Origin of the sequence: Actinomadura graeca, assembly GCF_019175365.1 — a bacterium.
GTDB classification, from domain to species: domain Bacteria; phylum Actinomycetota; class Actinomycetes; order Streptosporangiales; family Streptosporangiaceae; genus Spirillospora; species Spirillospora graeca.
This window is the reverse complement of record NZ_CP059572.1, coordinates 530,409-556,655: the sequence shown is the minus strand read 5'-3', so window position 1 is coordinate 556,655 and position 26,247 is coordinate 530,409. Positions and strand designations below refer to the sequence as shown.

The following is a 26,247-nucleotide window of genomic DNA, read 5'->3' as shown; positions in this document are numbered from 1 at the left end:
CCGGCTCATGCACACGGGGACCACGGCCGACGCCCCGCCCGGCACGGGCAGGCGGCGCCGCTGGCAGGCGCTCTCGGTGTGCCTGGTCGCGGCCTTCATGTCGCTGCTTGACGTCAGCATCGTCAACGTGGCGCTGCCCTCCATCCGGGAGGGCCTGCACGCCTCCGACGCGGCGCTGCAGTGGATCGTGTCGGGGTACGCGCTGACGTTCGGGCTGGTGCTGGTGCCGGCGGGGCGGCTGGGCGACGCCCGCAGCCGCCGGGCGGTGTTCATGGCCGGGCTCGCGATGTTCACCGCCGCCAGCGCCCTGGCGGGGCTGGCGCCGGGCATCACCTGGCTGATCGCCGCGCGGCTGGTCCAGGGCGTCGCGGGCGGCATCCTGAACCCCCAGGTCGCCGGGTTCATCCAGCAGCTGTTCCAGGACGCCGAGCGGGGACGGGCGTTCGGGCTGCTCGGCGGCGTCATCGGCGTCGCGACCGCCGTCGGGCCGCTGCTCGGCGGTGGCCTGATCGCCCTGGCGGGCCCGGCCGACGGCTGGCGGTGGGTGTTCCACGTCAACGTCCCGGTCGGGCTGGTGGCGCTCGTGCTGGCGTGGCGGCTGCTGCCCGAGCCGGTCTACGAGGAGCGGCGGGGGCTCGATCCGCCGGGGGTGCTGCTGCTGGGCGCGGGCGTGCTGTGCGTGCTGCTGCCGTTCGTCCAGGAGCAGCAGTGGCAGGGCGCGGGGAAATGGCTGCTGGTGCCCGCGGGCGGCGTGGTGCTCGCCGCGTTCGTCGCCTGGGAGCGGCGGACCGCCACGCCGATGATCGACCTCGCCCTGTTCCGGTTGCGGTCCTACGCGCTCGGGTCGGCGATCGCGCTGCTGTACTTCGCGGGGTTCACCGCCGTGTTCTTCATCTTCACCCTCTACCTGCAGAACGGGCTGGGCTACACCGCGCTGGAGGCGGGGCTGGCCATCACCCCGTTCGCGGTCGGCTCGGGCGTCGCGGCGGTCATCGGCGGGAGGGTCGTCACCCGCTACGGGCGCCCGCTCGTGGCCGTGGGCCTCGGGGTGGTCGTGGTCGGCCTCGCCGCCGCGTGGGTCGCGGTCGAGCTCGTGCCGGGACGCGGCGTGGGCTGGGCCACCGCGCTGCCGCTGCTGGTGACGGGCGCCGGGAGCGGCATGGTGATCTCCCCCAACCAGACGCTCACGCTGTCGGAGGTGCCGCGCACCGAGGGCGGCAGCGCCTCCGGGGTGCTGCAGACCGGGCAGCGCGTCGGCAGCGCGGCGGGGATCGCCGCCACCGGGTCGGTGTTCTTCGCCACCGTCGCCGGGACGCGCGGGGACTGGGCCACCGCGTTCCGGCACGGCCTGGTCGTGGTGCTGGTGTTCGTCCTGGCGGCGCTGGCGGCGGCGGTCGCGGACGTCGTCAGCGGCCGCCTCGACGGCCACGGCGGGGGATGAGGACGCCCGCGCCGAGGCCGACGGCCGCCCCGGCGCCGAGGACGGCGGCGGCGAGCATCCTGTTCTGCCGCCTGATGCGGGAGGGGATCTCCGCGTACGGCATCGTGGAGAACGACACCAGCTCGTAGCGGGAGACGTAGCGTCCGGCCAGGCGCCGCTCCAGGGCGTGCACGGCCGCCTGCTTGGCGCGGTAGACCGGCGAGGACACCCGGTCGCGCATCTCGACGAAGTTGTCCAGCGCCATCTCGGCGATGGCGTCGGTGTTGGCCTTGCGCCGCTCCTGGTAGAGCGACAGGGCGCGCGGCCAGTGCCCGTCGGCCTCGGTAAGGCACCGGTCGATCTCGATGCAGTCCTCGAAGGCGCAGTTGGCGCCCTGCCCGAAGAACGGGACGATCGCGTGCGCGGCGTCGCCGAGCAGCGCGACGATCGCGCCGTCCCCGTAGCGCACCCACGGCCAGCACCGGACGGTGACCAGCGACCCGACCGGGTTCCGCGCGTAGTCCTCGGCGAGGCCGGGCATGAGGCCGGCGACGTCGGGATAGTGCTCGGCGAAGTAGGCGGTGACGGCGCCGGGCGTGCCGAGCGCGGTGAAGTCGGACTTCTTCCAGAACAGGGTGCAGGTGAACGACCGGTCGAGGTTGGGCAGCGCGATCATCATCGACGTGCCGCGCGGCCAGATGTGCAGCGCGTCCGGGTCGAGCGCGAACTCCCCGTCCTTCGGCGGGACGGTCAGCTCCTTGTAGCCGTGTTCGAGGACGTCGGTGTCGCCGTCGGGCCGCAGGGACCCGCGGACGGCGCTGTAGGCGCCGTCCCCGGCGAGGATCACGTCGGCGGGCTCGGTGAGCGGCCGGCCGCCGGCGTCCTCCAGCAGCAGGGCGCCCGCCTTGGTGTCGACGCCGGTGACGCGCTGGGAGAACACGAGCCGGACGCCGGGTGTGGACTCGGCGGTGTCCAGCAGCGACCGGTTCAGCTCGGCGCGGCCGATGGAGTTGATGTGGCGTTCGCCGTCGGCGCTGTAGGGCTGGAAGTTGGGCTCGCCGCCGCGCGGGTGCACCATCCGCCCGTGCATGGGCAGGGCCTGCTTGAGCGACCGGTCGCGCAGCCCCACCTGCTCCAGCGCCGCGAGCCCGCGCGCCGAGATCGCCAGGTTGATGGAGCGGCCGCGTTCGGCGCCCGCCACCCGGGGGTCGGGGCGCCGCTCGTACACGGTGACCTCGATGCCGCGGCGGCCGAGCAGCACGGCGAGCAGGCAGCCCGCGAGGCCCCCGCCGACGATCGCGACCCGCCCGGCGCCGCGCGTGCGGTCAGGCGCCATGGACGGGGACCTCCTCGGTCTGGGAGCGGACCTCCCACAGGTCGGGGAAGGCGGGCGCGAACAGCGTGGAGCGCAGGTATTCGGCCCCGGCGGAGCCGCCGGTGCCGACCTTGGCGCCGATCGTCCGCTCGACCATCTTCAGGTGCCGGTACCGCCACTCCTGGAGTCCCTCGTCCACGTCGACGAGGGACTCGCACACCTCGGCGGCGGGCCCGCTCTCGTCGGCGTAGACGGTGACGAGCACCTTCTGGACCTCCGGGTCGGGCTCCCACGCCGCGGAGGTGTCGCGGGACAGGGCCCGCTCGGGGACGGGGTGGCCGCGCCCGGCGAGGTAGCGCAGGAGGGAGTCGAACAGCGACGGGCGGGCGATCGCCGCCCGGAGCCGCTCGTCGTCGCGGATGTCGGAGGCGGGGAACGCGCGGCGCCCGAGCACCGCCTCCAGCTCGCGGAACTGCTCGCTCTGGAAGCCGCTGGAGCTGCCGAGGGCGTCGCGGAAGGAGGCGAACTGCCGGGGCGTCATCGTTTCCAGCACGTCCAGCTGCCCGACCACGGTCTTGAGGATCTTGGTGATCCGGCGGGCGGTGTGCAGCGACCCGGCGCTGTTGCCCTCCTCCAGCCTGCGCTGGAGCAGGGCGGCCTCGTGCAGGATCTGCTTGAACCACAGCTCGTAGACCTGATGGATGATCACGAAGAGCAGCTCGTCGTGGGCCTCGGTCTTCGGTTCCTGGCACGACAGGAGCCTGTCGAGCCGCAGATAGCCGCCGTACGTCATCGTCGGCGAATCCGCCATCATCGCCTCCTCGCGACACCACGGATGCACACCCTGGAGCACCCGCAGCATAAGCGAATCCCGTGCCCCGCAGATCAGAATGATGTTCGGCCCGGCTCCTGGGCGCGGGCGCCGCTCACGGGCTGAGGTCGCCCGCCGAGACGCGCACGGGGCGCAGCGCGGCGGCGATCCGCTCGGCCTCGGCGGCCGACAGGTCCGCGATGCCGAAGCCGGACTCGTTGAGCGCCGCCGTGGCCTCCTCGGCCAGCTCGCGCCCGGCGCCGGTGATGGTCGCGAGGACGACCCGGCGGTCGGCGGGGGAGGGGCCGCGGCCGACGAGGCCGCGCTGCTCCAGGCGCCCGATCACGTTGGTGACCGACGCGGGGTGGACCATGAGGCGGACGCCCATCTTGCCCATCGGGAGGGTGCCGGTGCGGGTGAAGGCGAGCAGGCGCAGGGCCTCGTAGGCGGCGAAGGTCAGCCCGTACGGCTTGAGGACGGCCTCGATCCGGCCCAGCAGGAGCTGCTGGGCCCGGATGACCGAGGTGACGGCCGCCATGTGGTCGGCGTGATCGGGCCAGCGGGCGCTCCACTGGCGGTGGGCCTCGGCGATGGGATCGAGTGTGGTGTCGGGCGTGTCGGGCATCGCCCGAGCGTATGTGTCCTTGACCGGATCGCGCACGGAAACTATTTTAACTTCCAAATATTGGATGTCCAAGGTTTGGGGTGGAGACGGTGACGGGGCAACTCCACGTGCCGGAGCATCCGGTGCGCTTCGTGACGGCGGCGGCGCTGTTCGACGGGCACGACGCGGCGATCAACATCATGCGGCGGATCCTGCAGTCTCAGGGCGCCGAGGTGGTGCACCTGGGCCACGACCGCTCGGTCCGCGAGGTCGTCGACGCCGTCCTGGAGGAGGACGCGCAGGGCGTCGCCATCAGCTCCTACCAGGGCGGTCACGTCGAGTACTTCGAGTACCTGTCCCGCAGCCTGAAGGAGGCCGGGGCCGAGCACGTGAAGGTGTTCGGCGGGGGCGGCGGCGTCATCGTCCACGAGGAGATCGCCCGGCTGTCGGACGCGGGGGTGCGGATCTTCTCGCCCGAGGACGGCCAGCGCCTCGGCCTGCCCGGGATGATCAACGAGCTGGTCCGCGAGTGCGACGTCGACCTGGCCGCCGACCCCGCCCCGGCGGAGGGGGTGGTCGCCGGCGACCGGCGCGCCCTCGCCCGCGCCGTGACCTGCCTCCAGGCGGGCGCGCTGCCGGAGGCCGACCGCGCCCTGCTCGCCGACGCGGCCGGGAGGCGGCGCGTGCCGGTGCTCGGCATCACCGGGACGGGCGGCTCCGGGAAGTCCTCCCTCACCGACGAGCTGGTGCGGCGCCTGCGCGTCGACCAGCAGGACAAGCTGCGCGTCGCGGTCCTGGCCGTCGACCCGACGCGGCGGCGCGGCGGCGGCGCGCTGCTCGGCGACCGCATCCGCATGAACTCCCTGGACGGCGACCACGTGTTCTTCCGCTCGCTGGCCACCCGCGGCGCCCGCGAGCTGCCGGAGAACATCGAGGAGATCATCGGCGCGTGCAAGGCCGCCGGATACGATCTGGTGATCCTGGAGACGCCGGGCATCGGCCAGGGCGACGCCGCGATCGTCCCGCTGGTGGACGTGTCCCTCTACGTGATGACGCCCGAGTTCGGCGCCGCGTCCCAGCTGGAGAAGATCGACATGCTCGACTTCGCCGACGTGGTGGCGATCAACAAGTTCGAGCGGCGCGGCGCCGCGGACGCGCTGCGGGACGTCTCCCGGCAGCTGGTGCGCAACCGCGAGGCGTTCGGGCAGCGCCCCGAGGACATGCCCGTCTACGGCACCAGCGCCGCCACGTTCAACGACGACGGCGTCACGGCCCTCTACCGGCACCTGGGCGGGCTGCTGTCCGGGCACGGGCTGCACCTGGAGCCCGGCACGCTCCCCGAGGCCGCGACGAAGGTCTCCACCGGCGCCGCCACCGTCATCCCGCCCGCCCGCGTCCGGTACCTGTCGGACATCGCCGACACGGTGCGCGCGTACCACGCCGGGACCGCGCGGCAGGTGGAGGCGGTCCGCCGCGTCCAGCGGCTGGAGGAGGTCCGCGCCGAGCTGACCGACGCCGCCGAGGTCGAGGCGCTGCTGGAGAAGGCCCGCCGCGACGTCGACCCCCGCGACGCCGGGCTGGTCGAGGGCTGGCCCGCGGTCGTGGAGTCCTACTCGGGCGACGAGCAGGTCGTCCGCGTCCGCGACCGGGAGCTGCGCACGCCGCTGACCCGCGAGTCCCTGTCGGGGAGCAGGATCCCGCGCGTCGCGCTGCCCCGCTACACCGATCACGGCGAGCTGCTGCGGTTCCTGCGGTCGGAGAACCTCCCCGGCCGGTTCCCGTTCACCGCGGGCGTGTTCCCGTTCAAGCGCGACAACGAGGACCCGGCGCGGATGTTCGCGGGGGAGGGCGACCCGTTCCGCACCAACCGCCGCTTCAAGCTGCTGTCGGAGGGCCAGCCCGCGACCCGGCTGTCCACCGCGTTCGACTCGGTCACCCTCTACGGCCGCGACCCCGACGAGCGCCCCGACGTGTACGGCAAGGTCGGCACGTCCGGGGTGTCCATCGCGACGCTGGACGACATGAAGGCGCTGTACGACGGGTTCGACCTGTCCTCGCCCACGACGTCGGTGTCGATGACCATCAACGGGCCCGCCCCGACGATCCTGGCGTTCTTCCTCAACACCGCCATCGACCAGGGGATGGACGCGTTCCGGGAGGAGCACGGGCGTGAGCCGTCGGAGGAGGAGGCGGGGCAGGTCCGCGCGCGCGTGCTGTCGACCGTGCGCGGCACCGTCCAGGCCGACATCCTGAAGGAGGACCAGGGGCAGAACACCTGCATCTTCTCCACCGAGTTCTCGCTGCGGATGATGGGCGACATCCAGGAGTGGTTCATCGCCAACGCCGTCCGCAACTTCTACTCGGTGTCGATCTCCGGCTACCACATCGCCGAGGCCGGGGCGAACCCCATCAGCCAGCTCGCGTTCACGCTCGCGAACGGGTTCACCTACGTCGAGTCCTACCTGGCGCGCGGCATGGACGTGGACGACTTCGCGCCCAACCTGTCGTTCTTCTTCTCCAACGGCATGGACCCCGAGTACAACGTCCTCGGGCGCGTCGCCCGCCGCATCTGGGCCGTCGCCATGCGCGACCGGTACGGCGCCAACGAGCGCAGCCAGAAGCTGAAGTACCACGTGCAGACGTCCGGGCGGTCCCTGCACGCGCAGGAGATGCACTTCAACGACATCCGCACGACGCTCCAGGCGCTCGTCGCCATCTACGACAACTGCAACAGCCTGCACACCAACGCCTACGACGAGGCCGTCACCACGCCCACCGCCGAGTCCGTCCGGCGGGCCCTCGCGATCCAGCTGATCATCAACCGCGAGTGGGGGCTGGCGGTGAACGAGAACCCGCTCCAGGGGTCGTTCGTCATCGACGAGCTGACCGACCTCGTGGAGGAGGCGGTCCTGGCGGAGTTCGACCGCATCAGCGAGCGCGGCGGCGTGCTCGGCGCGATGGAGACCGGCTACCAGCGCGGCCGCATCCAGGACGAGTCGATGCTGTACGAGCAGCGCAAGCACGACGGCTCCCTGCCGATCATCGGGGTGAACACCTTCCGGAGCCCCGGCGCCGGCGACGGGACGCCCGACACGATCGAGCTGGCGCGCGGCACCGAGGACGAGAAGCGCTCCCAGCTCGACCGGGTCCGCGGCTACCGGGAGGCGCACCGCGACGGCGCCGAGCCGGCGCTGGCCGCGCTCAAGGAGGCGGCGCGCTCGGGCGGCAACGTGTTCGCGGTGCTGATGGACGCGGCGCGGGTGTGCACCCTCCAGCAGATCACCGACGCGTTCTTCGAGGTCGGCGGCCAGTACCGCCGCAACGTATGACGGACCACGCGGCGGGACCCGCCACGGGCGGCGGCGGCCCGGCCCGGGACGACACCGGCACGCCGGTCCGCGTCCCGGAGCGGGTCCGCCGGGTCGTCTCGCTCGTCCCGTCCCTGACCGAGACCGTCGCGGACGCCGCGCCCGGCCTGCTCGCCGGGGCCACCGACTGGTGCACCCACCCGGAGGGCCTGGACGTGCCGCGCGTCCGGGGCACCAAGAACCCCGACCTGGAGCGGATCGCCGAGCTGCGGCCCGACGTCGTCGTCGGCAACACCGAGGAGAACCGCCCCGCCGACGTCGAGGCGCTGCGGGCGGCGGGCGTCCCGGTCTGGATGACCGAGATCCGCGGCGTCGGCGAGGCCCTGCGGTCCCTGCGCCGCATGCTGGCCGAGGCGTGCCGCGTCCCGGAACCCGCCTGGCTCGACGAGGCGGACCGCGCCTGGGCGGGCGCCGCGCCCGTCTGGGCGGACGGGCCGCGCGCGGCCGTCGTCCCGGTCTGGCGGCGCCCGTGGATGGTCGTCGGGCGCGGCACCTTCACCGGTGACGTCCTGGCCCGGCTGGGCGTCGCGAACGTCTACGCGGGCCACCCGGAGCGCTACCCGAAGATCCCCCTGGACGAGCTGAACGCCGCGGGCGCCGACCTGGCCGTCCTGCCCGACGAGCCCTACCGGTTCACCGCCGCCGACGGCCCGGAGGCGTTCCCCGGCCTGGACGCGGCGCTCGTCGACGGCCGGTACCTGACCTGGTACGGGCCGTCGCTCGTGGACGCGCCGGCGGTGCTGTCCCGGCAGCTCGCCGCCGCCCGCCGCCACCGGGACGCCTGACCCGCCACGCCTGACCCGCCGCCGCGCCGGGGCGCCTGGCCCGCCGCGCCGCGGGCCCCGGCTCAGACCTTGATGTCCTTGGCGATGATGGTCTTGAGGACCTCGCTGGTGCCGCCGTAGATCCGCGCGACGCGGGCGTCGGCGTACAGGCGCGCGATCGGGTACTCCAGGATGTAGCCGTAGCCGCCGTGCAGCTGGAGGCACTTGTCGACCACGCGCGCCTGGACCTCGGTGCAGAACAGCTTGGCGACGGCGGCGTCGGCGGGGGTGAGCTCCCCGGCGTCCAGCGCCTCGATCGCGCGGTCCACCAGCGACCGGGCCGCCTCGACCTCGGTGGCGCACTCGGCCAGGACGAACTTGGTGTTCTGGAAGGAGGAGACGCTCTTGCCGAAGACCGTCCTGCCCCGGACGTACTCGCGGGCGAACTCGACCGCCGCGGCGGCGGAGGCGTAGGAGGCGGTGGCGATCCCGAGCCGCTCCTCGGCGAGGTTGTGGGTGAGGTACTCGAACCCGCGGCCCTCCTCGCCGAGCAGGTCCGCGGCGGGGACCCGGACGTCGGTGAACGACAGCTCGGCGGTGTCGGAGCTGCGCAACCCGATCTTCTCCAGCTTGCGCCCGACCGCGTAGCCCTCGCCGGCGGTGTCGACCGCGAGGATCGACAGGCCCGCCCGGCGGTCCTCCGGCGAGGCCGGGGAGGTGCGGGCCACCACCAGGACCCGGTCGGCGAGGACGCCGCCGGTGATGAACGTCTTGGCGCCGTTGAGGACGTAGTGGTCGCCGTCCCGCCGCGCGGTGGTGCGTATCCCGGCCAGGTCCGAGCCGGTCCCGGGCTCGGTCATCGCGATGGCCGTCATCATGTCGCCGCTCGCGAACGGCGGCAGCCAGCGCCCCTTCTGCTCCGGCGACCCGTACTTGAGCAGGTAGGGCAGCACCAGGTTGACGTGCACGCCGTAAGAGCCGAAGCCCACGCCCGCGCGGGCGCACTCCTCCGACACCACCGCCTGGTACTTGAAGCTGGTCTCGCCCGCGCCGCCGTACTCCTCGGGCACCTGCACGCCGAGGACGCCGAGCTCGCCGAGCCGGTTGTAGAAGGCGCGCGGCGGGTGGCCGGCCTCCTCCCACTCGCCGAAGACGGGGACGACCTCGGCGGCGATGAAGGCCCGGATCATGTCCCGGAACGCCTCGTGGTCCTCGTTGAACAGGGTGCGGCGCACGCTGGGGGTCCCTTCCGGACGCGGACTGGCGGTACTCGGACGTAACTCGAACCGCATTCTAGTCATAGGGACGCGCAGGCCGGAGCCGTGATCGCGCCGGACGGGCCCCGGCCGCCTCCCGGGCACGGCGGGGACGCGCTCTTCTTGACACGCCTCCGTCCGGGCCCGAGGGGCGCCGCGGGAATGGTTCGGCGGCGACGGGTTTCGGCTCGTGGCCGGACCAGGCCAGGGTTGGGTCTATGCAATTCTCAGACGATGTGCGTGGTGTCCGGACCGGGGTCAAGGAGGGCCTGCGGGCCGGTCAAGGGAAAACCCCCGGACATGAAAAGCGGCGCCGGGTGGATACGGGGGCAATCCACCCGGCGCCGCATCATCGGTGTTCCGACGGGGGCCCGGAACACCGGCACGGGCGCTCCGACGGGGGACCAGAGCGCCGGTACAAATCGTACACCGAAACCCCCCGCGGTTAGTCAAGAGAATGTCACGACCCGATTTCCGGTCGCTGTCCGGAAACTGGGTTCTGTGCGGTCCTTCCGTGGTGACCGGCGGGTTCTTCGAATCGCGCCCGGGGAGTCGGCTCACGGCCCCCGTTCGCGAAGATCACACTGATGTACGGAAGGAACAGGGCACCGGCCACCAGGAGGCCGACGAGCCACAGCGGGGCGCCCGCCATGGCGGCCAGCACCGCGCCGACGAAGCAGACCGTCCTGATGCCCATGGACACCAGGTAGCGCCGCTGCCGGTACCCGATGTCCTCCGACATCGGCCGCGGCGCGTCGGTGACCGTGTAGATCTCGGTCTCGGACCTGCGGCGGTGATTGACCTTCACGTTTCCACGGTAAGCCCATGGAGTCCGGCAGGCGACAGCAGGTCGCCATGACTTCGGGAGGAACGGGATGACCGAACGCACGTACCGGGTGACCGAGATCGTGGGGACTTCACCCGAGTCGGTCGACGCCGCCGTCCGCAACGGCATCAGGCGCGCCGCGCAGACGCTCCGGCACCTGGACTGGTTCGAGGTGACGGAGGTCCGCGGGCAGATCGAGGACGGCGAGGTCGCCCACTACCAGGTGGGCCTGAAACTCGGGTTCCGCCTGGAGGACGGCTGAGCGTCGCTTTCCACCTGGAGGACCGCTGACGGCGCCCTCCACTTGGAGGACGGCTGAGCCGCGCCCCTCCGCCCGGAGGGACGCCGCTCGGCCGCCTCCGCCCGGGGGCGGCTGAGCCGCGCTCTCCGCCCGGGGCCGCCGCGGCGGCGGCCCCCAAGGCGGTCCCGGGGCCGTACGGCCCCGGGAGGCGCCCTCAGGACGCCTCGGAGACCGTCGACATGTTGAAGTCGGCCACCCGGAGCGGGGGCATCGCCGCGCGGGTGAAGTAGTCCGACCACTCGCGGGGCAGGGTCCGGCCGGTGCCGCCGACCTCGGCCAGCCGCGACAGCAGGTCCACCGGGCTCTCGTTGAACCGGAAGTTGTTCACGGCCCCGGCGACCTCGCCGTCCTCGACCAGGAACACCCCGTCGCGGGTGAGGCCCGTCAGCAGCAGGCTCTGGGGGTCCACCTCCCGGATGTACCACAGGCACGTGAGCAGCAGGCCGCGCTCCGTGCGGGCCACCATGTCCTCCAGCGACGCGCCGCCGTCCGGCCCCGTCATGATCAGGTTGTCGACGGGCGGGGTCGGCGCCAGGCCGGTCCGCCGCGCGGAGTGGCGGGTCTGGATGAGCGAGGCCAGCGCGCCGTCGCGGATCCAGTCGGTGGCGCCGAGGCCGAGGCCGTTGTCGAACACCGACGACTCGCGGCTGGAGGCCCGCGCGATCATGAACGGGGCGCACTCCAGGCCCGGGGCGGCCGGGTCGCTGGACAGCGTGACGGGCAGGTTCGCCAGCTCCTGCCCGACGCGGGTGCCGCCGCCGGGGGCGCTGAAGACCGTCCGGCCGTCCTGGGCGTCGCGGGCGCCCGCCGACCAGTACAGATAGATCATCAGGTCGGCGACGGCGGTGGGCGGCAGGATCGTCTCGTACCGTCCCGCGGGCAGGTCGACGCGCCGCGCGCCCCAGCCGAGCCGCCGCGTCAGCTCACCGGTGAGGGCGGGGACGTCCACGTCGGAGAAGTCGCGGGTGGACACCCCCGACCAGGCGGACCCGCCCGCGCCCTTGGCGTTGAGCTCCAGCAGCCCGGTCGGCTGGTCGTGCCGCAGCCGCAGCCCGGCGGAGTTGCCGAGGAACGTGGAGGTCACCGTGTGGTTGGCGAACCCGTACAGCCGCCGCCCGCCGGCCTCCGCCTCGGCGAACGCCTCGCCGAGCGCGGGCGCGAGGCCCTCGTAGACGCCGATGCCGGTCTCGGCGGGGTCGTCGTCCCAGCCGCCCGCCGGGCCCTCGGAGACCAGCGGGGCGGCGTCCTCGGCGGGCTCTCCGGTGGCGGCGTCGGCCTCGGCGGCGCGGACGAGGTCCTCGATGCCGCCGGCGCCGACCGCGGCGCGCGACACCACGCCGGCGGCGACGCCGCCCGCGGTCTCGCGCAGCGCGATGACGGTGAGGCGGCTGGTGCGGCTGACGCCGTTGGTGGTCAGGGTGTTGCCCGCCCAGCGCAGGTTCGCGGTCCCGGTCTCGTCGGCGATGACGACGCAGCCGTCGGCGCGCGACAGGGCCAGGGCCCGCTCGACGGCCTCCTGCGGCCTGATCGTGCTCACTGGCCGGCCTCCTTCAGCGCGTTGAGGATGTTGACGCCGCGGAACAGCGCCGACGGGCAGCCGTGGCTGACCGGCGCGATCTGCCCCGGCTGGCCCTTGCCGCAGTTGAACGCGCCGCCCAGCACGTAGGTCTGCGGGCCGCCGACGGCCTCCATGGAGTTCCAGAAGTCGGTGGTGCTGGCCTGGTAGGCGACGTCGCGGAGCTGCCCGGCCAGGCGCCCGTTCTCGATCCGGTAGAAACGCTGCCCGGTGAACTGGAAGTTGTGGCGCTGCATGTCGATCGACCAGCTCTTGTCGCCGAGGATGTAGATCCCGCGCTCCACGCCGGAGATCAGCTCGTCGGTGGACGGGCCGTCCTCGGCGGGCCGCAGCGACACGTTCGCCATCCGCTGGATCGGCATGCTGGACGCCGCGTCGGCGAACGCGCACCCGTTGGAGCCCTCGGCGCCGGTGAGGGCGGCGATGCGCCGGTCGGTCTGGTAGCCGGTGAACAGCCCGCCGGTGACGATGTCGAACGACCGGGTCCGCACGCCCTCGTCGTCCCAGCCGATGGTGGCCAGGCCGTGCTCGGCGGTGCGGTCGCCGGTGACGTTCATGACCTCCGACCCGTACCGCAGGCTGCCGAGCTTGTCGGGGGTGGCGAAAGAGGTGCCGGCGTAGGCGGCCTCGTAGCCGAGCGCGCGGTCCAGCTCGGTGGCGTGGCCGACGGACTCGTGGATGGTCAGCCACAGGTTGGACGGGTCGATGACGACGTCGTACAGCCCGCCCTCGACCGAGGGCGCCGCGAGCTTCTCGGCGAGCAGCTCGGGGATGCGGGCCAGCTCGCCGTCCCAGTCCCAGTGCGTCCCGGTCAGCCACTCCCACCCGTACCCGGCGGGCGGGGCGAGGGTGCGCATGGTGTCGAACCCGCCGTCGGCGATGCCCACGGCGTTCACGACGGGATGCAGCCGGACGCGCTGCTGGGTGGTGACGGTCCCGGCGAGGTCGGCGAAGAACTTGTTCTCCTTGACCTGCAGGAGGGTGGCGTCCACGTGGTCGACGCGGTCGTCGTCCAGCAGCCGGCGGCTCCAGTCCGCCAGCAGCGCGACCTTGTCGCCGGCCGGCACCTCGAACGGGTCGGTCTCGTACGCCGAGACCCATGTCCGCTCGCCGTGGACGGGCTCGGGCGCCAGCTCGATGGGCTCGCGGTTGACGGCCCCGGCGACGGCGGCGACCTCGACGGCCTGGCCGGCGACGCGGGCGGCGCCCTCGGGCGTCAGGTCGATGCCGGCGGCGAAGCCCCAGGTGCCGTCCTTGACGACGCGGACCGACAGGCCGAGGTCGTCGGCGTCCAGGGCGGTCTCCAGGGCCGCGTCGGCGAGGCGGAGGGTCTGGCTGCGGATGCGCTCCAGGCGGAAGTCGGCGTGCTGCGCGCCCAGTTCCCGGGCCCGGCTGAGCGCCGCGTCGGCCAGCGCGCGCAGGGGGAGCGCGGTGAAGGCGGGATCGATGTCATGCACCTTCAGCAACCTACCCCCCGCACCTGCGGGCCCGCCCGGACAAACCCAGGTGAGCGGATCTTGTCGGATGGGCACATCCTCTTCGCGGCGGCGGGCCGCTAGTGTCCCTTGCAGTCGCCGCGGGAAGGCGTCGCACCAGCAACGAGAGGGTCGTGATGAGTCGCTCTGTCCTCGTGACCGGCGGTAACCGGGGCATCGGCCTGGCCATCGCCCGCGAGCTCGCCGCGGGGGGCGACGCCGTCGCCGTCACCTACCGGTCCGGGGAGCCCCCCGAGGGGCTGTTCGGCGTGCGGTGCGACGTGACGAGCTCCGAGGACGTGGACGCGGCGTTCGGCAAGGTCGAGGCGGAGCAGGGCCCCGTCGAGGTGCTGGTGGCCAACGCCGGGATCACCAAGGACACCCTCCTGGCGATCATGAGCGAGGAGTCGTTCACCTCCGTCCTGGACACGAACCTGACGGGCGCGTTCCGGGTCGCCAAGCGCGGCGTGAAGGGCATGATGCGCAAGCGCTCCGGCCGGATCGTGCTGGTGTCGTCGGTGGTGGGGCTGCTCGGCTCGCCGGGGCAGGCGAACTACGCCGCGTCCAAGGCCGGCATGGTCGGGTTCGCGCGGTCGCTGGCCCGCGAGATCGGCTCCCGCGGCATCACGGTGAACGTGGTCGCGCCCGGGTTCGTCGACACCGACATGACCGCGGTGCTGACCGAGGAGCAGCAGAAGTCGATCACGGCGTCGATCCCGCTGGGCCGCATCGCGCGGCCCGAGGAGGTCGCCAAGGCCGTCCGGTTCGTGGCCAGCGAGGACGCCGCCTACATCACCGGGGCCGTGATCCCGGTGGACGGCGGCCTGGGGATGGGGCACTGAGGTCATGGGAATTCTCGACGGCAAGCAGATCCTGGTCACCGGCGTCCTGACCGACAAGTCGATCGGCTTCCACATCGCCCGGGTGGCGCAGCAGGAGGGCGCGCGGGTGGCGCTGACCGCCTACCCGCGGCCGACCCTCACCCAGCGCACCGCCAAACGGCTGCCGTCCGGCCCGGACGACCCGCCGCCGGTCCTGGAGCTGGACGTGACCAGCCCCGAGCAGCTCGGCGGCCTCGCCGACGCCCTGCGCGGCCACGGCTTCGACCGTCTCGACGGCGTCGCCCACGCCATCGCCTTCGCGCCGCAGACCGCGCTCGGCGGCAACTTCCTCGACACCCCGTGGGAGGACGTGGCGACGGCCGTGCACGCCTCCACCTACTCGCTGAAGTCGCTGACGATGGCGTGCCTGCCGCTGATGAAGGGCGGCGGCTCGGTCGTCGGCCTGGACTTCGACGCCAGCAAGGCGTGGCCGGTGTACGACTGGATGGGCGTGGCCAAGGCGGGGCTGGAGTCCTGCTCGCGCTACCTCGCCAAGTACCTCGGCCCGCAGGGCATCCGCTGCAACCTGGTCGCCGCCGGGCCGCTCGCCACGATGGCCGCCAAGAGCATCCCCGGCTTCGAGGGCATGACCGACATGTGGCCCAAGGCCGCCCCGCTCGGCTGGGACATCACCGACAGCGAGCCCACCGCCCGCGCCTGCGCGGCGCTGCTGTCGGACTGGTTCCCCGCGACCACCGGCGAGATCATCCACGTCGACGGCGGCATCCACGCCATCGGCGGAGCCTACGCGTAACCCCCGGTCACCCGCCGCGAGGCCGCTTAGGGGCGGATGAGGCGCGTCCGCGGGGGAGTCCTACTGCATCACGAGTCTTGCCAGGCGGGTGCGCCGTTCGGGGGCGGCCGTGTCCCGGACGGCGCGCGCCAGCGCCGGGCCCGCGGCCTGGACGATCGACAGGTGCCGCCGGGCGAGCCCGAAGGCCGCCGCCACGGCCGGCCGCGACAGGCCCTCGGGGGACATGACCGCGATCACGGCCGGACGCGGCGTCCCCCGCCCGAGGCCGACCGTCACGGCCCAGCCGTGCCGCAGGCGGGACGCGTCGGCCGGGGCGAGGGTGGCCATGCCCCCGGCGAACTCGACGTCCAGCCCGTGCGCGCCGCCGCCGAGGACCACGCCGGTCTCGCCCACGGCGGCGTGGGGGAGGGGCGCGGCGACCACGACGCGGTCGCCGGGGTCCATCCCGGCGAACTTGCCCGGCCCGGGGTTCAGCCGGGCCTTGAGCGCCGCGTTGAGGGCGGTGGCGCCGGCCTCACCGCCGGGGGACGAGGCGACGATCTGGACGCCCTCCGGCGGGATGCCGAGGGCGCGCGGGATCGAGTCGGTCAGCAGCTGGACGGTCCGGTGGACCGCCTCCCCGGCGTCGGCGGCGGGGACGATCACGACCTCGCGGCCGGGCGCCTCCACCGGGGTCAGCTCGCCGCCGCGGACCGCCGCGGTGAGCGCGCCGAGGGGGCCGTCCGGCGGCGCGGCGTCCAGCGCGACGACGGGGACGGTCTCGGACGCCTCCAGGTCCTTCAGCGGGCTGCCGGGCCCGGCGGGCGGTGGCGCGCCCGTGTGCGCGCACAGGACCAGGTGCGTGCCGTCGGCGCACGCCTCGGCGAGCACCGCGCACAGCTCGACGTCCAGCCCGTCGGCGTCGGTGACCAGGACCAGGTCCAGCTCGAAGGGCCGCTGCTCGCCGCGCCCGAACACGACGGCGCCCGGCGCGGCGGACGGGTCGTCGCGCGGCTCCAGCAGCCGGTGCAGGCTCGTGACCCGCGGCCCGTCGCCGGCGCCGCCGTCCGCGGCGAGGTCGGCGGCGGCGCGGTCGGTGGGGACGGCGACGGCCGCGCGGACGCCCCGTCCCGCGGCGGCCGACGCGATGGCGAGCGCGGTCCGCTCGATGTCGCCGGGCGCCCCGCGCACGACGCTGACGCCGGTGCGGAGCGCGGCGGTGAGGGCGAGGGAGCGGTCCTCGGGCAGCCCGGAGCGCAGCTCCCGGACGTCGTCGTCCTCCAGCAGCGGCACGGCGGTGAGCGTCAGCCGCTGGAAGCCCTCGGCGGCGGCCTCCTCCGCCAGCGCCCACCGGGCCAGGCCGAGGATCTCCTCGGGCTCGGGGAGGGCGGCGTCCTCGTCCGGGTCCTCCCCGGCGTCGAACGCGGGCTCCTCGGTGAGCGCCAGCACGTCCGCCTCGTCCAGCGCGGCCTCGACCGCCGCGCGCGGGTCGGGGACCTGGAGGCGCTCCAGCGCGGTGACGACGTCGGCGGCGGGCGTCACCGTGTGCCCCTCGCGGGCCGCCTCGGTCAGCAGGTGCGCGACCAGCGCGCGGCCCCGCCGGGGGTCGTCCGGGCGCGCGTCCTGCCCGAGCAGCCGCCGGGCGAAGTGGTCGGCCTGCCGGGGCAGGACGCCGGGGACGGCCAGCAGCCGCCACGGGTCGCCGCGCAGGACGGCGGCGGCCCCCGGGCCCAGCCGGGCCGCGGCGCGGGACGCGAGCGGCGCCGGGACGCCCGTCTCGCCGAACAGGGCGGTGAGGGCGGCGAGGCCCTCACCGGCCGCCGGGACCTCCGCGGCGGGACGCGGCGCGGGGCCGGGCTCACGCGCGGCGCGGGCGGGGCCCGCGGCCTCGGCGGCGGCCCGTGCGCCCGCGGCCTCGGCGGCGCGCATGGCCTCGGCGGCGCGTGCGGCGCGCTCGGCCCGGGTGGGGGCGCCACCCGCTTGCGGTCCGTTCTGTGGCCCTGCGTGCGGCTCGGTGGGGTCGGGGTCGGTGTGGGAGTCGGTCACGGGCTTCCCGTCGCGGCTGGTCGCGGTTGGCGGACCGTCCTGAGCGTGCCATGGACGGCCGGGATGGTCACGGATGCGCCGGTGACATGTCGGACACGTCGTCGAGCGCGTCGCGGATCTCACCGGGGAGGTTGAGGTCGGCGGCCTCCAGGATGGCGCCGAGCTGCGCGGCCGTCCGGGCGCCGACGATCGGCGCGGCGACCCCGGGCCGGTCGCGGACCCAGGCCAGCGCCACGCCGAGCGGGGACGCGCCGAGGCCCTCGGCGGCGGTCACCACAGACTCCACGATCCGGGCGCACTCCTCGTCCAGGTACGGCTGGACGAAGTCGGAGAAGTGCGGGGCCGCGGCCCGCGACCCGGCGGGGATGCCGGTGCGGTACTTGCCGGTGAGGACGCCCCGCCCGAGCGGCGACCACGGCAGCAGCCCCGCGCCCGCGTCCAGCACGGCCGGGACGACCTCCCGCTCGATGTCGCGGCGCAGCAGCGAGTACTCCAGCTGCGCCGACACCACGGGCGCGCGGCCCGGCCACGCCCGCTGCCAGGCGGCGGCCTTGGACACCTGCCAGCCCGCGTAGTTCGACACGCCGACGTAGCGGGTCCGCCCGGACGCGACCGCCTCGTCCAGCGCCGACAGCGTCTCCTCCAGCGGCGTCGCCGGGTCGTACACGTGCAGCTGCCACAGGTCGACGTGGTCGAGGTCCATGCGGTCCAGGGAGGCGTCCAGCGCGCGGAGCAGATGCCGGCGGGACCCGTCGTAGCGGCCGTTCGGCCGGATCGCGGCCTTGGTGGCGACGACGAGGCCGTCACGGTCCACGAGCTCGCGCAGCAGGTGCCCGAGGATCCGCTCGCTGTCGCCGTCGTTGTAGACGTCGGCGGTGTCCACCAGCGTGCCCCCCGCCTCGACGAACGCGACGAGCTGCGCCGCCGCCTCGTCCGGCGCGGTGTCCTGTCCCCAGGTCATGGTGCCGAGGCCCAGCCGGGACACCAGAAGCCCGCTCCTCCCGAGGTGACGCTCCTTCATAGGCGGCCAATGTAGCGGTCGCCGCGGACGCCCTTCCCGGCCGTCACTCCAGGTGGCCGTCCCGCTTCGGGCGCCGGGAAGGTGGCAGGAAGGCGGGCGGAAGATGTCCGGGAAGGGGACCGGTCATGGCCGGGTGTGGCATTTGTGCAGGTGAGAGGCGTGTTGACGGGGCCGGACGTGACGTCCTGCCCCTGCCGCGGCCCTCCGGCCGCTACCCTTCCTAGGGGATCGGGCACCGTGGCCCATCTCGCACTCTGGGAGGGGACGCGCCGCCTGTGAACGTCGTTGAAGCGACCGTGCTCGGAATCGTCCAGGGACTCACCGAGTTCCTGCCGATCTCCAGCTCGGGCCACCTGCTGTTCGTGCCCAAGCTGCTGCGCTGGGACGACCCGGGAGCGCCCTTCACCGCCGTCATCCAGCTCGGCACGATGGCCGCCGTCATCATCTACTTCTGGCGCGACCTCGTCCGCATCCTCACCACCTGGACCAAGAGCCTGTGGACGCCCGACCTGCGGCCCCACCAGGATGCGCGGATGGGCTGGTACATCGGCCTCGGCACCATCCCGATCTCGGTGTGCGGGCTGGCGTTCAAGGACTTCATCGAGGAGCCCGCCCGCAACCTGTGGATCAACTCGACGTCGCTGATCGTGATGGGCCTGCTGCTGATGGTCGCCGAGTGGGCGGGCATCAGGAAACGCGAGGTCGCCGACCTCAACATGCGCGACGGCCTGCTGATCGGCGCGTTCCAGTGCCTGTCGCTGATCCCCGGCTCGTCCCGGTCGGGGTCCACGATGACCGGCGCGCTGTTCCTCGGCTACACGCGGGAGGCCGCCGCGCGGTACTCCTTCCTGCTGTCGATCCCGGCGGTCGTGCTGTCGGGGGCGTTCGAGATGCGCAAGGCGTTCGACGGGTCGCTCCAGCTGGTCCCGACGGTGGTCGCCACGCTCGTGTCGTTCGTCGTCGGGTACGCGTGCATCGCCTGGCTGCTGAAGTTCCTCACCCGCCACTCGATGATGGTGTTCGTGTACTACCGCGTCGCGCTCGGCGGCGTCCTGCTCGGCCTGCTCGCCGCGGGCACCATCTCGGCCACCTGACCGGGCCCCCGGCCCGCCGACCGGCCTGCCGTCCCCTGATCCGCCGATCCCAGGACGCGCTCCGCCCCGGGACGGCCGTGGCCGCGCCGGGGCGGAACGCGGGTCCCTCAGGCCGCGGCCGAGATCACGCTGTTGATCCACTCGCGGTGCACGGTCACGTCGGTGTAGATGCTCGGGCCCCTGCGGCAGTCGGGGAACTGGGGGCCGGGCGCGTCGGGGTCCTTCGGCAGCACCTCGGTCCGGCTGAACGCGCCGATGAGCCGCCAGCCACCGGCGGTCTTGCGCAGCAGCGGCCCGCCGGAGTCGCCGAAGCACGCGCCCGTCTTCGTCTCCGGGTTGCCGGTGCACACCTCGGAGTCCGCCTCGATGGGGGCGGTCTCGCTCACGCAGGTGCCGGGCTCGCGGATCGCCGAGTCGAGCTGCTTCAGCACCTCGGGCTTGTCGTCGTCGCCGCATTCGAAGACGGGCTTGGTGACCGTGCACCCCCACCCCAGCAGCCGGGTCGGGGTGCCGACGGGCTGCCGGGTGTCCAGGGTGATCGGCGCCTCGGTGACCGGCCGGTCGAGCCGGACCAGCGCGACGTCGAAGTGGTCCTCCCGGCCCTCGGGGTGCAGGACGATCTGCCGCGCGCCGCGCAGGCTGCCGCCCTCCGACTTCCGGACGCTCCCCACGCGGATCCGGAGGCTCTCGGGCGTCACGTCGCCGTCCACGCAGTGCAGGGCGGTGACGACCCACTCGCCGGTGAGCAGGCTGCCTCCGCAGAAGTGCCCCTCCACGTCGTTCTGGAAGGACACCATGAACGGGTACGGCTCGGTCGCGTCCTCGCCACCGATGATCATCGTGGAGGCGGGGGCGTCGGGCCCGGGCGGCCCGGGCTCGGCCGATGCCGCCAGGGCGGTCGGCGCGGCCAGGCCGAGGCACGGCAGCGCGGCAGCGGACGCGGCCAGCGTCAGGCGGAGTTTGCGCACGGATGCGTTCCCTTCCGGTGTCGGCAGCGCGCCCCGGCGGGGGGCGGCGGAATGGGAGCACCCGCCCGCCCGGCGCACTGCGAGATCATCGGGTGATGATCGGATGACACGACGCTAGAAGGGCCCGAATGCCGCGGACGACCCAGCCACCGGCCGGTTTCCGGTACAGGCTCCTGTACCGGACGTCCGGCCGCGACAGGCGATCAGACCCCGGCGACCAGGGTGCGCAATTCCCGGGCGGCGGGCAGGGCACGCGCCCTCTCGTCCGGCAGCGCCTTGATGATCTCGTTGCCGATGCGGCGGCGGGCGGTGCTGTTCGGCAGGGACCGCATGTTCTCGACGGCCGATTCCAGCGCGTCGGACGTCTCGCGCTCGTGCACGAGGCTCAGCGCGTGCATGAGCCGGAGGTTCACCCGCGTGCCGCTCCGCTCCGGCGGCAGCAGCCGCAGCGCGTGGTCGATCGACGCCTTCGCCCGGACGGAATCCCCGAGCACCGAGTACACGAACGACTCGCTGAATCGCAGGTAGTCCTCCGGCCAGCCGCGAGGGGAAATGTGATCCACGGTGATTTGGTCCGGCAGCGCAATGTGGACGCGCCGCAGTTCGGCCAGGGCCTTTTCTGCTCCGTCGGCATCGCCCTGATCGGCGAGGACCTCGGCGCGGGTCTGCAACGTCGTCGCCAGGCCGACGCTGGGCGTGCTTCCTGCGGATTCAAGGGCGTCATCGAGGAGACGGCCTACGGCCGCCGGATCCCGGCCTTCCCACGCGGCACGGGCTGCGTGGTAGGCCCGCACCCAGGTCGCGAGCCCGCGGTCCTGTGATTCGTCCGCCACGCGGATCGCGGTCTGGAAGCAGCGCCGGGCGCCGCGGATGTGGCCCATGTCAGACAATTCCTGGGCCATATACGCGGTGATCTCGGCGCTGGAGCGGAGCAGTTCCTGCCGGGCCAGCCAGCGGGTCTCCTTCCGCAGGGCCCGGCCGAGCGCGAGGATGTCCGTGGCCAGGTCGGCGACGAGTGCTCCGGTCGGCTCGACCCAGATGACGCGCGAGTACTCCCAGGTGGAGTCCTGCCAATGGCTGATGTCGACGTCCGCGCGTTCGGCGAGGGCCTCGTCGAGTCCGGAGAGAATTGTGGACAGGGCTTCGGTCGGGAGTGCTGCGCCCGCGCCGAGCGCGGTGACGAGTTCGAAGAGTGCACGGCGTTTCACGGCGTCGTCCCCACCGTCGGCAGAAGGGCTCCGGTCCACTCTACCTATCGGGACGCCTTGCGACTTTTTCGTCATCGGCTGGGGCGGGAAGAGGACGTCCGGTTCGATGCCGAACGCGGTGCCGTAGGCGTCGGCCCAGTTCGCCGGGAAATGGCGGCCCGATTCCCAGCGGGTGATCTGCCGGGCGAGGCTCTTGACCTGGGCCGTCGTGGGATTGGTAATGCCCACGGCCGCGTAGAGCTGCCGTGCCATGTCCCATTTTCCCCAGCCGCGCGCCGTGCGCTCGGCTTCCAGTGTGACGGCCCATGGGGGACGGAAGTCCTCACTCATGTCGCGCATCCTCCGGGGGGAGGGCGGGCAGGAGACACCGTCCGGTCCCCTCGGTTGCCCACTCCTCGTCGTCACCCATCGTCGACTATTCGTGTGCGCTGCGTCATGGATTCACTGGAATCGGAGGGGCCCGCCGACGCGGGATCGACGAGGAACGACGTCGGCGGGCCTGGACGAGCAGAGCGGCCCCGGCCCGGCGCGCCAACGCCGGGGGATCCGGGGCCTGACCGGAAGGAAGGTCCGGCTTATGGGCACGGTACCGCCGTCGGCGGGCGTGGACGCGGAGAAGGCCGCGTTGCGTGCGGAGTTCGGCGACTGGAGCATCATCTTCACCAGCGACACCGGCCGGTGGTGGGCCACACGGCCGGTGGGGCGGTCCGGGTGGGGCGGCTCGCCGCCGGGCGTGCGGCCGGTCACCGATCTCGACGCCGACACCGCCGAAGGGCTGCGCGGCAAGCTGCGGGAACACGGCCAGGGCAGCGCCGGGACGTCCGGAGGGCCGTCGTGATGCTCTGGTCGCCGGACCCGGTCGACCGGGAGGTGGCGGCGGTGGTGGCGCGTCCGGCGGAACCCGCGCGGGCGCCCGTGCCGCCGCCGGTGGACCGGGTGCCCGAGGGGATCCAGTACTGGTACGGCAGGGCGACCGGGAGCTGGTTCGCGATCGTCCCGTGGCCGTGGGCGCGGTGCGGCGTCCGGCTGGTGGAGTCCGCGTCCGAGGGCGCGCTGGCGGCCGAGGTGCGGCGGCTGCTGGTCCAGGTCGGCTGATGGGCGGGGGAGGGGCGCCGACCGGCCCGGCGGACCGTTACGAGGTCATCGGCGACACCACGATGATCATCGTGGTGGACGCCGGGTCCGGTGACGTGATCGGCGCCGCCTACGCCGAGGAGGAGGACCCGCGCTGGTGGCGCGGGATCCTCCACGGCCGGGTCACCCGCCTGTTCGTCCCGGCGCATCGGCCCGAGCCGCATCTGGACGTCGCGCGGCGGCTCTGGCGCTAGACCCCGTGGCCCCGGCACGGCTGGGTGGGCTCGCCGGGGCCACGGCCCGGCCACGCCTTGCCGGATGCGCGTACCCGGACCGATGGACACCGCGGCGTGACCGCGGGTGCAGCCCGGGCTGCCTCTGATGCTGCCCTTCTGACCAGGGGGTTCCGCCACCGGGCGGTTAGGTTCGTCGGCAGCGTCCAAAGCGGCGCGGGCTCCGGCCACGACCGGGCCGGGCCACCGGCCGTCGGGAAAGGCGTTGAACGATGTGCGCTGAGTCGCTGCGGTCGGGTGTGCCCTGGCCCGAGCCGGATTTCACACTGTCGCCGTACACCGGCTACACCCGCGCGCATTGGACGGCGGTGGCGGACGACTGGCTGCTGACCGCGCGGGAGTTCGCCAGCCCCGGCCACGCGCTGATCGCCCTGCCGGGACGGCCGAGCTGGTCCGGGCTGTGGAGCGACCGCCTCGAAGGCTTCGCGCGGACGTTCCTCCTCGCGTCCTGCCGCATCGCGGGTGCCTCCGGGCAGGATCCGCTGGACCTCGCGGGCTGGTACGCGGAGGGCCTGGCGGCCGGATCGGACGTGGCCGGGGTGGAGGGCTGGCCGCGCGGGGTCGGCTGCCGGTTCCCGCCCGCCGGGCTGAACCAGCCGATCGTCGAGGCGGCCAATCTCGCGTTCGCGCTGCACCTGTCCCGGCCCTGGGTGTTCGACCGGCTCGACGACGGCGCCCGGAACCGTCTCGTCGGCTGGCTGGCCCACCACGCTGGCCTGAGCACCTGGGACAACAACTGGTCCCTGTTCCCCGCGGTGATCGAGGCGTTCCTGCACTCGGTCGGGGCGGACACCGGTGGCCTGCGCGGCGCCGGACGGGTCGCCGAGGTGGAGGAGTGGTACGCCGGTGACGGCTGGTACTTCGACGGCCGGGACGGCAACGCCGACTACTACACCGCCTGGGGCATCCAGCCGCTGCTGTGGGCGTGGTACGCGATGCGCGACCCGCACGGCGCGGCCGCCGCCAGGAACCGGGAGCGGCTCGGCGCGACCGCCGCGGCGGTCGCCGCGATGATCGCGCCGGGCGGGGCGCCCGTCCACCACGGCCGTTCCCTGACCTACCGGACGGCGGTGCTCGCCCCGCTGTGGCTGGCCGCGCTGGAGGGGTGCGGCCCGCTCCGCCCGGGTGAGACCCGCGGGATCGCCGGCGGCGTCCTGCGGTACTTCCGTGACGGCGGCGTCGACCAGGACGGGCCACTCCCGCCCGGATGGCGCGGGCCCTCGCCCGGGACCGTCCAGGAGTACAGCGGACCGGCGTCGCCCTACCTCGCGGGCCTGGGGTTCCTCGGGCTGCTGCTGCCGCCCGGGCATCCGGTCTGGACGGCCACCGAGGAGGGCCACCCCGCCGAGGACGGCGACCGGGTGCTCGAAGGCCCGCACTGGATCGTCTCGCGCCGGCGCGGCGTGGTCCGGCTGGTCAACCACGGCCGCTGCCGTCCCGCGTACTGGCATCCGCCCGGCACCCGGCGCGACGATCCGCACTACGACAAGTTCGGCTACAGCTCGCACACCGCGCCCGCCCCGCACCCGGACTCCATCGACGGGCATTTCGGCCTGCTGGACGACGGCGGGCGGCCGACCCGCCGCGGACCGGTGTTGCGCTCGCTGACCACCGGCGGCCTCGCCGCCTCCCTGCACGTCCCGGAGGTCGGCGGCGTCCCGCTCGCCGGTGTCGACGTCACCTCGGCGACCCTGATCAGAGGCGATGTCGAACTGCGGTGCCATCTGGTGCGCGGTGCCGCCGGGCGGGCCGTACGCGAGGGCGGCTACTGCGTGGCGCATGACACGCCCCCCGAGACCGGGTCCGGTGGGCGCTGCGCCTGGGTGAGCGCCGGCGAGGGCCTGGGCACCAGCAGCACGGGCCTGCACGGCTGGGACGCGGCGGAGGCCGTGGAGTTCCCGGTGGGCAACGCGATGGGGGCCCGCTGCGCGGTGCCGGTGCTGTCCGGGCGCGTGGACGGGGACCTCTCGGTCCATGTCTCCGCGCACCTCCTCGGCGTCGCCGCGGACGACGGCGTGGTCGTGCCCGAGGTCCGCGTCGACCGCGCCGGGGCCACCGTCACGGTCCTGTGGCCCGGCGGCGGCGCCCCGACGCGGGTCGACCTGGCGGGGCTGCGGCGAGACCTGTCCGGGGAGGCGTGATGGCGGCCTCGCCGTTGTGGGCGGTGACCAGCTACTTCAATCCGAGCCGGTACTCCCGCAAGCGACGCAACTTCGAGGTGTTCCGGGATCGTCTCGGTGTGCCGCTCGTGGCCGCGGAATGCTCCGTGGACGGCGAGTTCGAGTTGTCCGAGGGCGACGCCGACATCGTCGTCCGCTTCCGCGGCGACGTGATGTGGCAGAAGGAGCGGCTGCTGAACCTCGCGCTGCGGGAGGTCCCGGCGGAAACCGCGGCCATCGCCTGGCTGGACTGCGACGTCGTCCTGGACGCGGAGGACTGGGCGGAACGGGCGGTGCGCGCGCTGGACGACCACGTCCTCGTGCAGCCGTTCAGCCGCGCCTACTGGCTGGAACCGGACGACGTGCGGTTCGACCCGGCGGCCCTGGAGACCGTCCCGCGCCGGGGGTTCGGGCGGGTGGCGGCGGGTGGTGACCGCGCGGCCATCCGCGCGTGGAGATGCCCCGACACCGGGTTCGGGCTGCCCGAGGGCTACGCCTGGGTCGGCCGCGGCGACGTGCTGCGGGAACACGGCTGGTACGACGCCTACGTCATGGGCAGCGGCACCATGGAGTTCGCCCTCGCCGCCGTGGGGGAGCTGATGATGATGCCGGTGATCGGCCCGGTCACGGCCGCCCAGGCCGGGCACCTGCTCGACTGGGCCCGGCCGTTCGCCGACGCGGTGCGGGGACGCGTCGGCCACATCGAGGGCAACGCGTTCCACCTGTGGCACGGCACCTGGGGCAACCGGCGCTACGCCGCCCGGCGACGCGACTTCTTCGCCTACGGCTTCGACCCGTACGAGGACATCGCGGCCGCGCCGTCCGACTACACCCGCTGGACGGCCGGGGAGGGCTGGCGGCGGCACCGGACCGCGGACGGCGCGTGGACCTGGGCGAGCGACAAGCCGGACATGCACCGGTTCGTGGACGGCTACTTCAACGCGCGGCTGGAGGACACCGTCGCCGCGGACCCGGACCACGGATACGGCGACGACCAGGGCGGCGGCGTGCGCTGAGGGGCGTGCGCCGAGGGGCGTGCGCCGAGGGGCGTGCG

Annotated in this window: 23 protein-coding genes; 12 read left to right on the top strand and 11 right to left on the bottom strand. The window is 73.8% G+C overall.

Going from position 1 to position 26,247, the window contains the following annotated elements:
* Positions 1 to 7 precede the first annotated feature (7 nt).
* Positions 8 to 1,441 carry an MFS transporter gene (locus AGRA3207_RS02750; protein ID WP_231332972.1) on the top strand — a complete coding sequence of 478 codons (1,434 nt, stop codon included), beginning with the start codon at positions 8 to 10 and terminating at the stop codon, positions 1,439 to 1,441.
* Here the strand turns inward: AGRA3207_RS02750 and AGRA3207_RS02745 are convergent.
* The 3 genes from AGRA3207_RS02745 to AGRA3207_RS02735 all read right to left on the bottom strand — a co-directional run bounded on the left by AGRA3207_RS02745 (position 1,407) and on the right by AGRA3207_RS02735 (position 4,171).
* Entirely contained in the window at positions 1,407 to 2,756 is a 1,350-nt protein-coding gene (locus AGRA3207_RS02745; RefSeq protein ID WP_231332971.1) for an FAD-dependent oxidoreductase, read from the bottom strand. The two genes, AGRA3207_RS02750 and AGRA3207_RS02745, sit on opposite strands and share 35 nt — an antisense overlap.
* The gene (locus tag AGRA3207_RS02740; RefSeq protein WP_231332970.1) at positions 2,746 to 3,546 is read right to left on the bottom strand and encodes a tryptophan 2,3-dioxygenase; all 801 of its coding nucleotides are present in this window, start codon (positions 3,544 to 3,546) and stop codon (positions 2,746 to 2,748) included. The genes AGRA3207_RS02745 and AGRA3207_RS02740 overlap by 11 nt, the downstream gene beginning before the upstream one ends.
* A 115-nt stretch (positions 3,547 to 3,661) precedes the next feature.
* Entirely contained in the window at positions 3,662 to 4,171 is a 510-nt protein-coding gene (locus AGRA3207_RS02735) for a MarR family transcriptional regulator (RefSeq protein ID WP_231332969.1), read from the bottom strand.
* An 89-nt stretch (positions 4,172 to 4,260) separates the two neighbouring features.
* On the opposite strand from AGRA3207_RS02735, the gene icmF reads away from it, so the two are divergent.
* Both icmF and AGRA3207_RS02725 read left to right on the top strand, forming a co-directional pair.
* The gene (gene icmF / locus AGRA3207_RS02730) at positions 4,261 to 7,479 is read left to right on the top strand and encodes a fused isobutyryl-CoA mutase/GTPase IcmF (protein WP_231332968.1); all 3,219 of its coding nucleotides are present in this window, start codon (positions 4,261 to 4,263) and stop codon (positions 7,477 to 7,479) included.
* The gene (locus AGRA3207_RS02725) at positions 7,476 to 8,303 is read left to right on the top strand and encodes a helical backbone metal receptor (protein WP_231332967.1); all 828 of its coding nucleotides are present in this window, start codon (positions 7,476 to 7,478) and stop codon (positions 8,301 to 8,303) included. Before icmF ends, AGRA3207_RS02725 begins: the two co-directional genes overlap by 4 nt.
* Before the next feature lie 62 nt (positions 8,304 to 8,365).
* Here AGRA3207_RS02725 and AGRA3207_RS02720 read toward each other — a convergent pair whose 3' ends face one another.
* Both AGRA3207_RS02720 and AGRA3207_RS02715 read right to left on the bottom strand, forming a co-directional pair.
* Positions 8,366 to 9,517, bottom strand: a complete 1,152-nt coding sequence (locus tag AGRA3207_RS02720; RefSeq protein WP_231332966.1) for an acyl-CoA dehydrogenase family protein — start codon at positions 9,515 to 9,517, stop codon at positions 8,366 to 8,368.
* A gap of 481 nt (positions 9,518 to 9,998) precedes the next feature.
* Positions 9,999 to 10,346 carry a DUF3099 domain-containing protein gene (locus AGRA3207_RS02715; protein WP_231332965.1) on the bottom strand — a complete coding sequence of 116 codons (348 nt, stop codon included), beginning with the start codon at positions 10,344 to 10,346 and terminating at the stop codon, positions 9,999 to 10,001.
* Positions 10,347 to 10,413: 67 nt separating this feature from the next.
* Between AGRA3207_RS02715 and AGRA3207_RS02710 the strand changes: the two genes are divergently transcribed.
* Positions 10,414 to 10,626 (top strand): dodecin, encoded by a 213-nt coding sequence (locus AGRA3207_RS02710; RefSeq protein WP_231332964.1) that lies wholly within the window; start codon positions 10,414 to 10,416, stop codon positions 10,624 to 10,626.
* A 193-nt stretch (positions 10,627 to 10,819) separates the two neighbouring features.
* Here AGRA3207_RS02710 and AGRA3207_RS02705 read toward each other — a convergent pair whose 3' ends face one another.
* Positions 10,820 to 12,193, bottom strand: coding sequence for a metallopeptidase TldD-related protein (locus tag AGRA3207_RS02705; RefSeq protein WP_231336211.1), 1,374 nt, complete (start codon positions 12,191 to 12,193; stop codon positions 10,820 to 10,822).
* Positions 12,194 to 12,198: 5 nt separating this feature from the next.
* Positions 12,199 to 13,698: a TldD/PmbA family protein gene (locus AGRA3207_RS02700; RefSeq protein WP_231332963.1), complete on the bottom strand. Its 1,500-nt coding sequence runs from the start codon at positions 13,696 to 13,698 to the stop codon at positions 12,199 to 12,201.
* Between the two features lie 155 nt (positions 13,699 to 13,853).
* On the opposite strand from AGRA3207_RS02700, the gene AGRA3207_RS02695 reads away from it, so the two are divergent.
* Both AGRA3207_RS02695 and fabI read left to right on the top strand, forming a co-directional pair.
* Positions 13,854 to 14,558, top strand: coding sequence for a beta-ketoacyl-ACP reductase (locus AGRA3207_RS02695; protein WP_231332962.1), 705 nt, complete (start codon positions 13,854 to 13,856; stop codon positions 14,556 to 14,558).
* A gap of 4 nt (positions 14,559 to 14,562) precedes the next feature.
* Positions 14,563 to 15,351, top strand: coding sequence for an enoyl-ACP reductase FabI (gene fabI, locus AGRA3207_RS02690; RefSeq protein WP_231332961.1), 789 nt, complete (start codon positions 14,563 to 14,565; stop codon positions 15,349 to 15,351).
* 60 nt (positions 15,352 to 15,411) lie between these two features.
* Here fabI and AGRA3207_RS02685 read toward each other — a convergent pair whose 3' ends face one another.
* A complete protein-coding gene (locus AGRA3207_RS02685; protein WP_231332960.1) occupies positions 15,412 to 17,376 on the bottom strand; it encodes a helix-hairpin-helix domain-containing protein in 1,965 nt (654 codons plus the stop codon).
* A 67-nt stretch (positions 17,377 to 17,443) separates the two neighbouring features.
* Positions 17,444 to 18,397, bottom strand: a complete 954-nt coding sequence (locus AGRA3207_RS02680) for an aldo/keto reductase (RefSeq protein WP_231332959.1) — start codon at positions 18,395 to 18,397, stop codon at positions 17,444 to 17,446.
* Between the two features lie 275 nt (positions 18,398 to 18,672).
* Between AGRA3207_RS02680 and AGRA3207_RS02675 the strand changes: the two genes are divergently transcribed.
* On the top strand, positions 18,673 to 19,491 hold the full coding sequence (locus tag AGRA3207_RS02675) for an undecaprenyl-diphosphate phosphatase (protein ID WP_231332958.1): 819 nt from the start codon (positions 18,673 to 18,675) through the stop codon (positions 19,489 to 19,491).
* Positions 19,492 to 19,598: 107 nt separating this feature from the next.
* On the opposite strand, the gene AGRA3207_RS02670 is transcribed toward AGRA3207_RS02675, so the two are convergent.
* Both AGRA3207_RS02670 and AGRA3207_RS02665 read right to left on the bottom strand, forming a co-directional pair.
* Positions 19,599 to 20,459, bottom strand: coding sequence for a S1 family peptidase (locus AGRA3207_RS02670; protein ID WP_231332957.1), 861 nt, complete (start codon positions 20,457 to 20,459; stop codon positions 19,599 to 19,601).
* Positions 20,460 to 20,662: 203 nt separating this feature from the next.
* Positions 20,663 to 21,997, bottom strand: coding sequence for an NsdA family TPR-like regulatory protein (locus tag AGRA3207_RS02665; RefSeq protein WP_231332956.1), 1,335 nt, complete (start codon positions 21,995 to 21,997; stop codon positions 20,663 to 20,665).
* A gap of 247 nt (positions 21,998 to 22,244) precedes the next feature.
* Here AGRA3207_RS02665 and AGRA3207_RS02660 point away from each other — a divergent pair, with 247 nt between their 5' ends.
* The 5 genes from AGRA3207_RS02660 to AGRA3207_RS02640 all read left to right on the top strand — a co-directional run bounded on the left by AGRA3207_RS02660 (position 22,245) and on the right by AGRA3207_RS02640 (position 26,209).
* A complete protein-coding gene (locus tag AGRA3207_RS02660) occupies positions 22,245 to 22,505 on the top strand; it encodes a hypothetical protein (RefSeq protein ID WP_231332955.1) in 261 nt (86 codons plus the stop codon).
* Positions 22,505 to 22,762, top strand: coding sequence for a hypothetical protein (locus tag AGRA3207_RS02655; RefSeq protein WP_231332954.1), 258 nt, complete (start codon positions 22,505 to 22,507; stop codon positions 22,760 to 22,762). The genes AGRA3207_RS02660 and AGRA3207_RS02655 overlap by 1 nt, the downstream gene beginning before the upstream one ends.
* Complete coding sequence (locus AGRA3207_RS02650) at positions 22,762 to 22,995, top strand: hypothetical protein (RefSeq protein ID WP_231332953.1); 234 nt, start codon at positions 22,762 to 22,764, stop codon at positions 22,993 to 22,995. Before AGRA3207_RS02655 ends, AGRA3207_RS02650 begins: the two co-directional genes overlap by 1 nt.
* Positions 22,996 to 23,246: 251 nt before the next feature.
* Positions 23,247 to 25,175, top strand: a complete 1,929-nt coding sequence (locus AGRA3207_RS02645; RefSeq protein WP_231332952.1) for a DUF2264 domain-containing protein — start codon at positions 23,247 to 23,249, stop codon at positions 25,173 to 25,175.
* The gene (locus tag AGRA3207_RS02640; protein WP_231332951.1) at positions 25,175 to 26,209 is read left to right on the top strand and encodes a hypothetical protein; all 1,035 of its coding nucleotides are present in this window, start codon (positions 25,175 to 25,177) and stop codon (positions 26,207 to 26,209) included. Before AGRA3207_RS02645 ends, AGRA3207_RS02640 begins: the two co-directional genes overlap by 1 nt.
* Positions 26,210 to 26,247 lie beyond the last annotated feature (38 nt).

Coding starts and splice junctions, on each gene's coding strand:
- AGRA3207_RS02750 (WP_231332972.1), top strand. CDS start 8: ATGCACACGGGGACCACGGCCGACGCCCCGCCCGGCACGGGCAGGCGG.
- AGRA3207_RS02745 (WP_231332971.1), bottom strand. CDS start 2,756: ATGGCGCCTGACCGCACGCGCGGCGCCGGGCGGGTCGCGATCGTCGGC.
- AGRA3207_RS02740 (WP_231332970.1), bottom strand. CDS start 3,546: ATGGCGGATTCGCCGACGATGACGTACGGCGGCTATCTGCGGCTCGAC.
- AGRA3207_RS02735 (WP_231332969.1), bottom strand. CDS start 4,171: ATGCCCGACACGCCCGACACCACACTCGATCCCATCGCCGAGGCCCAC.
- AGRA3207_RS02725 (WP_231332967.1), top strand. CDS start 7,476: ATGACGGACCACGCGGCGGGACCCGCCACGGGCGGCGGCGGCCCGGCC.
- AGRA3207_RS02710 (WP_231332964.1), top strand. CDS start 10,414: ATGACCGAACGCACGTACCGGGTGACCGAGATCGTGGGGACTTCACCC.
- AGRA3207_RS02695 (WP_231332962.1), top strand. CDS start 13,854: ATGAGTCGCTCTGTCCTCGTGACCGGCGGTAACCGGGGCATCGGCCTG.
- fabI (WP_231332961.1), top strand. CDS start 14,563: ATGGGAATTCTCGACGGCAAGCAGATCCTGGTCACCGGCGTCCTGACC.
- AGRA3207_RS02680 (WP_231332959.1), bottom strand. CDS start 18,397: ATGAAGGAGCGTCACCTCGGGAGGAGCGGGCTTCTGGTGTCCCGGCTG.
- AGRA3207_RS02665 (WP_231332956.1), bottom strand. CDS start 21,997: ATGAGTGAGGACTTCCGTCCCCCATGGGCCGTCACACTGGAAGCCGAG.
- AGRA3207_RS02660 (WP_231332955.1), top strand. CDS start 22,245: ATGGGCACGGTACCGCCGTCGGCGGGCGTGGACGCGGAGAAGGCCGCG.
- AGRA3207_RS02655 (WP_231332954.1), top strand. CDS start 22,505: ATGCTCTGGTCGCCGGACCCGGTCGACCGGGAGGTGGCGGCGGTGGTG.
- AGRA3207_RS02650 (WP_231332953.1), top strand. CDS start 22,762: ATGGGCGGGGGAGGGGCGCCGACCGGCCCGGCGGACCGTTACGAGGTC.
- AGRA3207_RS02645 (WP_231332952.1), top strand. CDS start 23,247: ATGTGCGCTGAGTCGCTGCGGTCGGGTGTGCCCTGGCCCGAGCCGGAT.
- AGRA3207_RS02640 (WP_231332951.1), top strand. CDS start 25,175: ATGGCGGCCTCGCCGTTGTGGGCGGTGACCAGCTACTTCAATCCGAGC.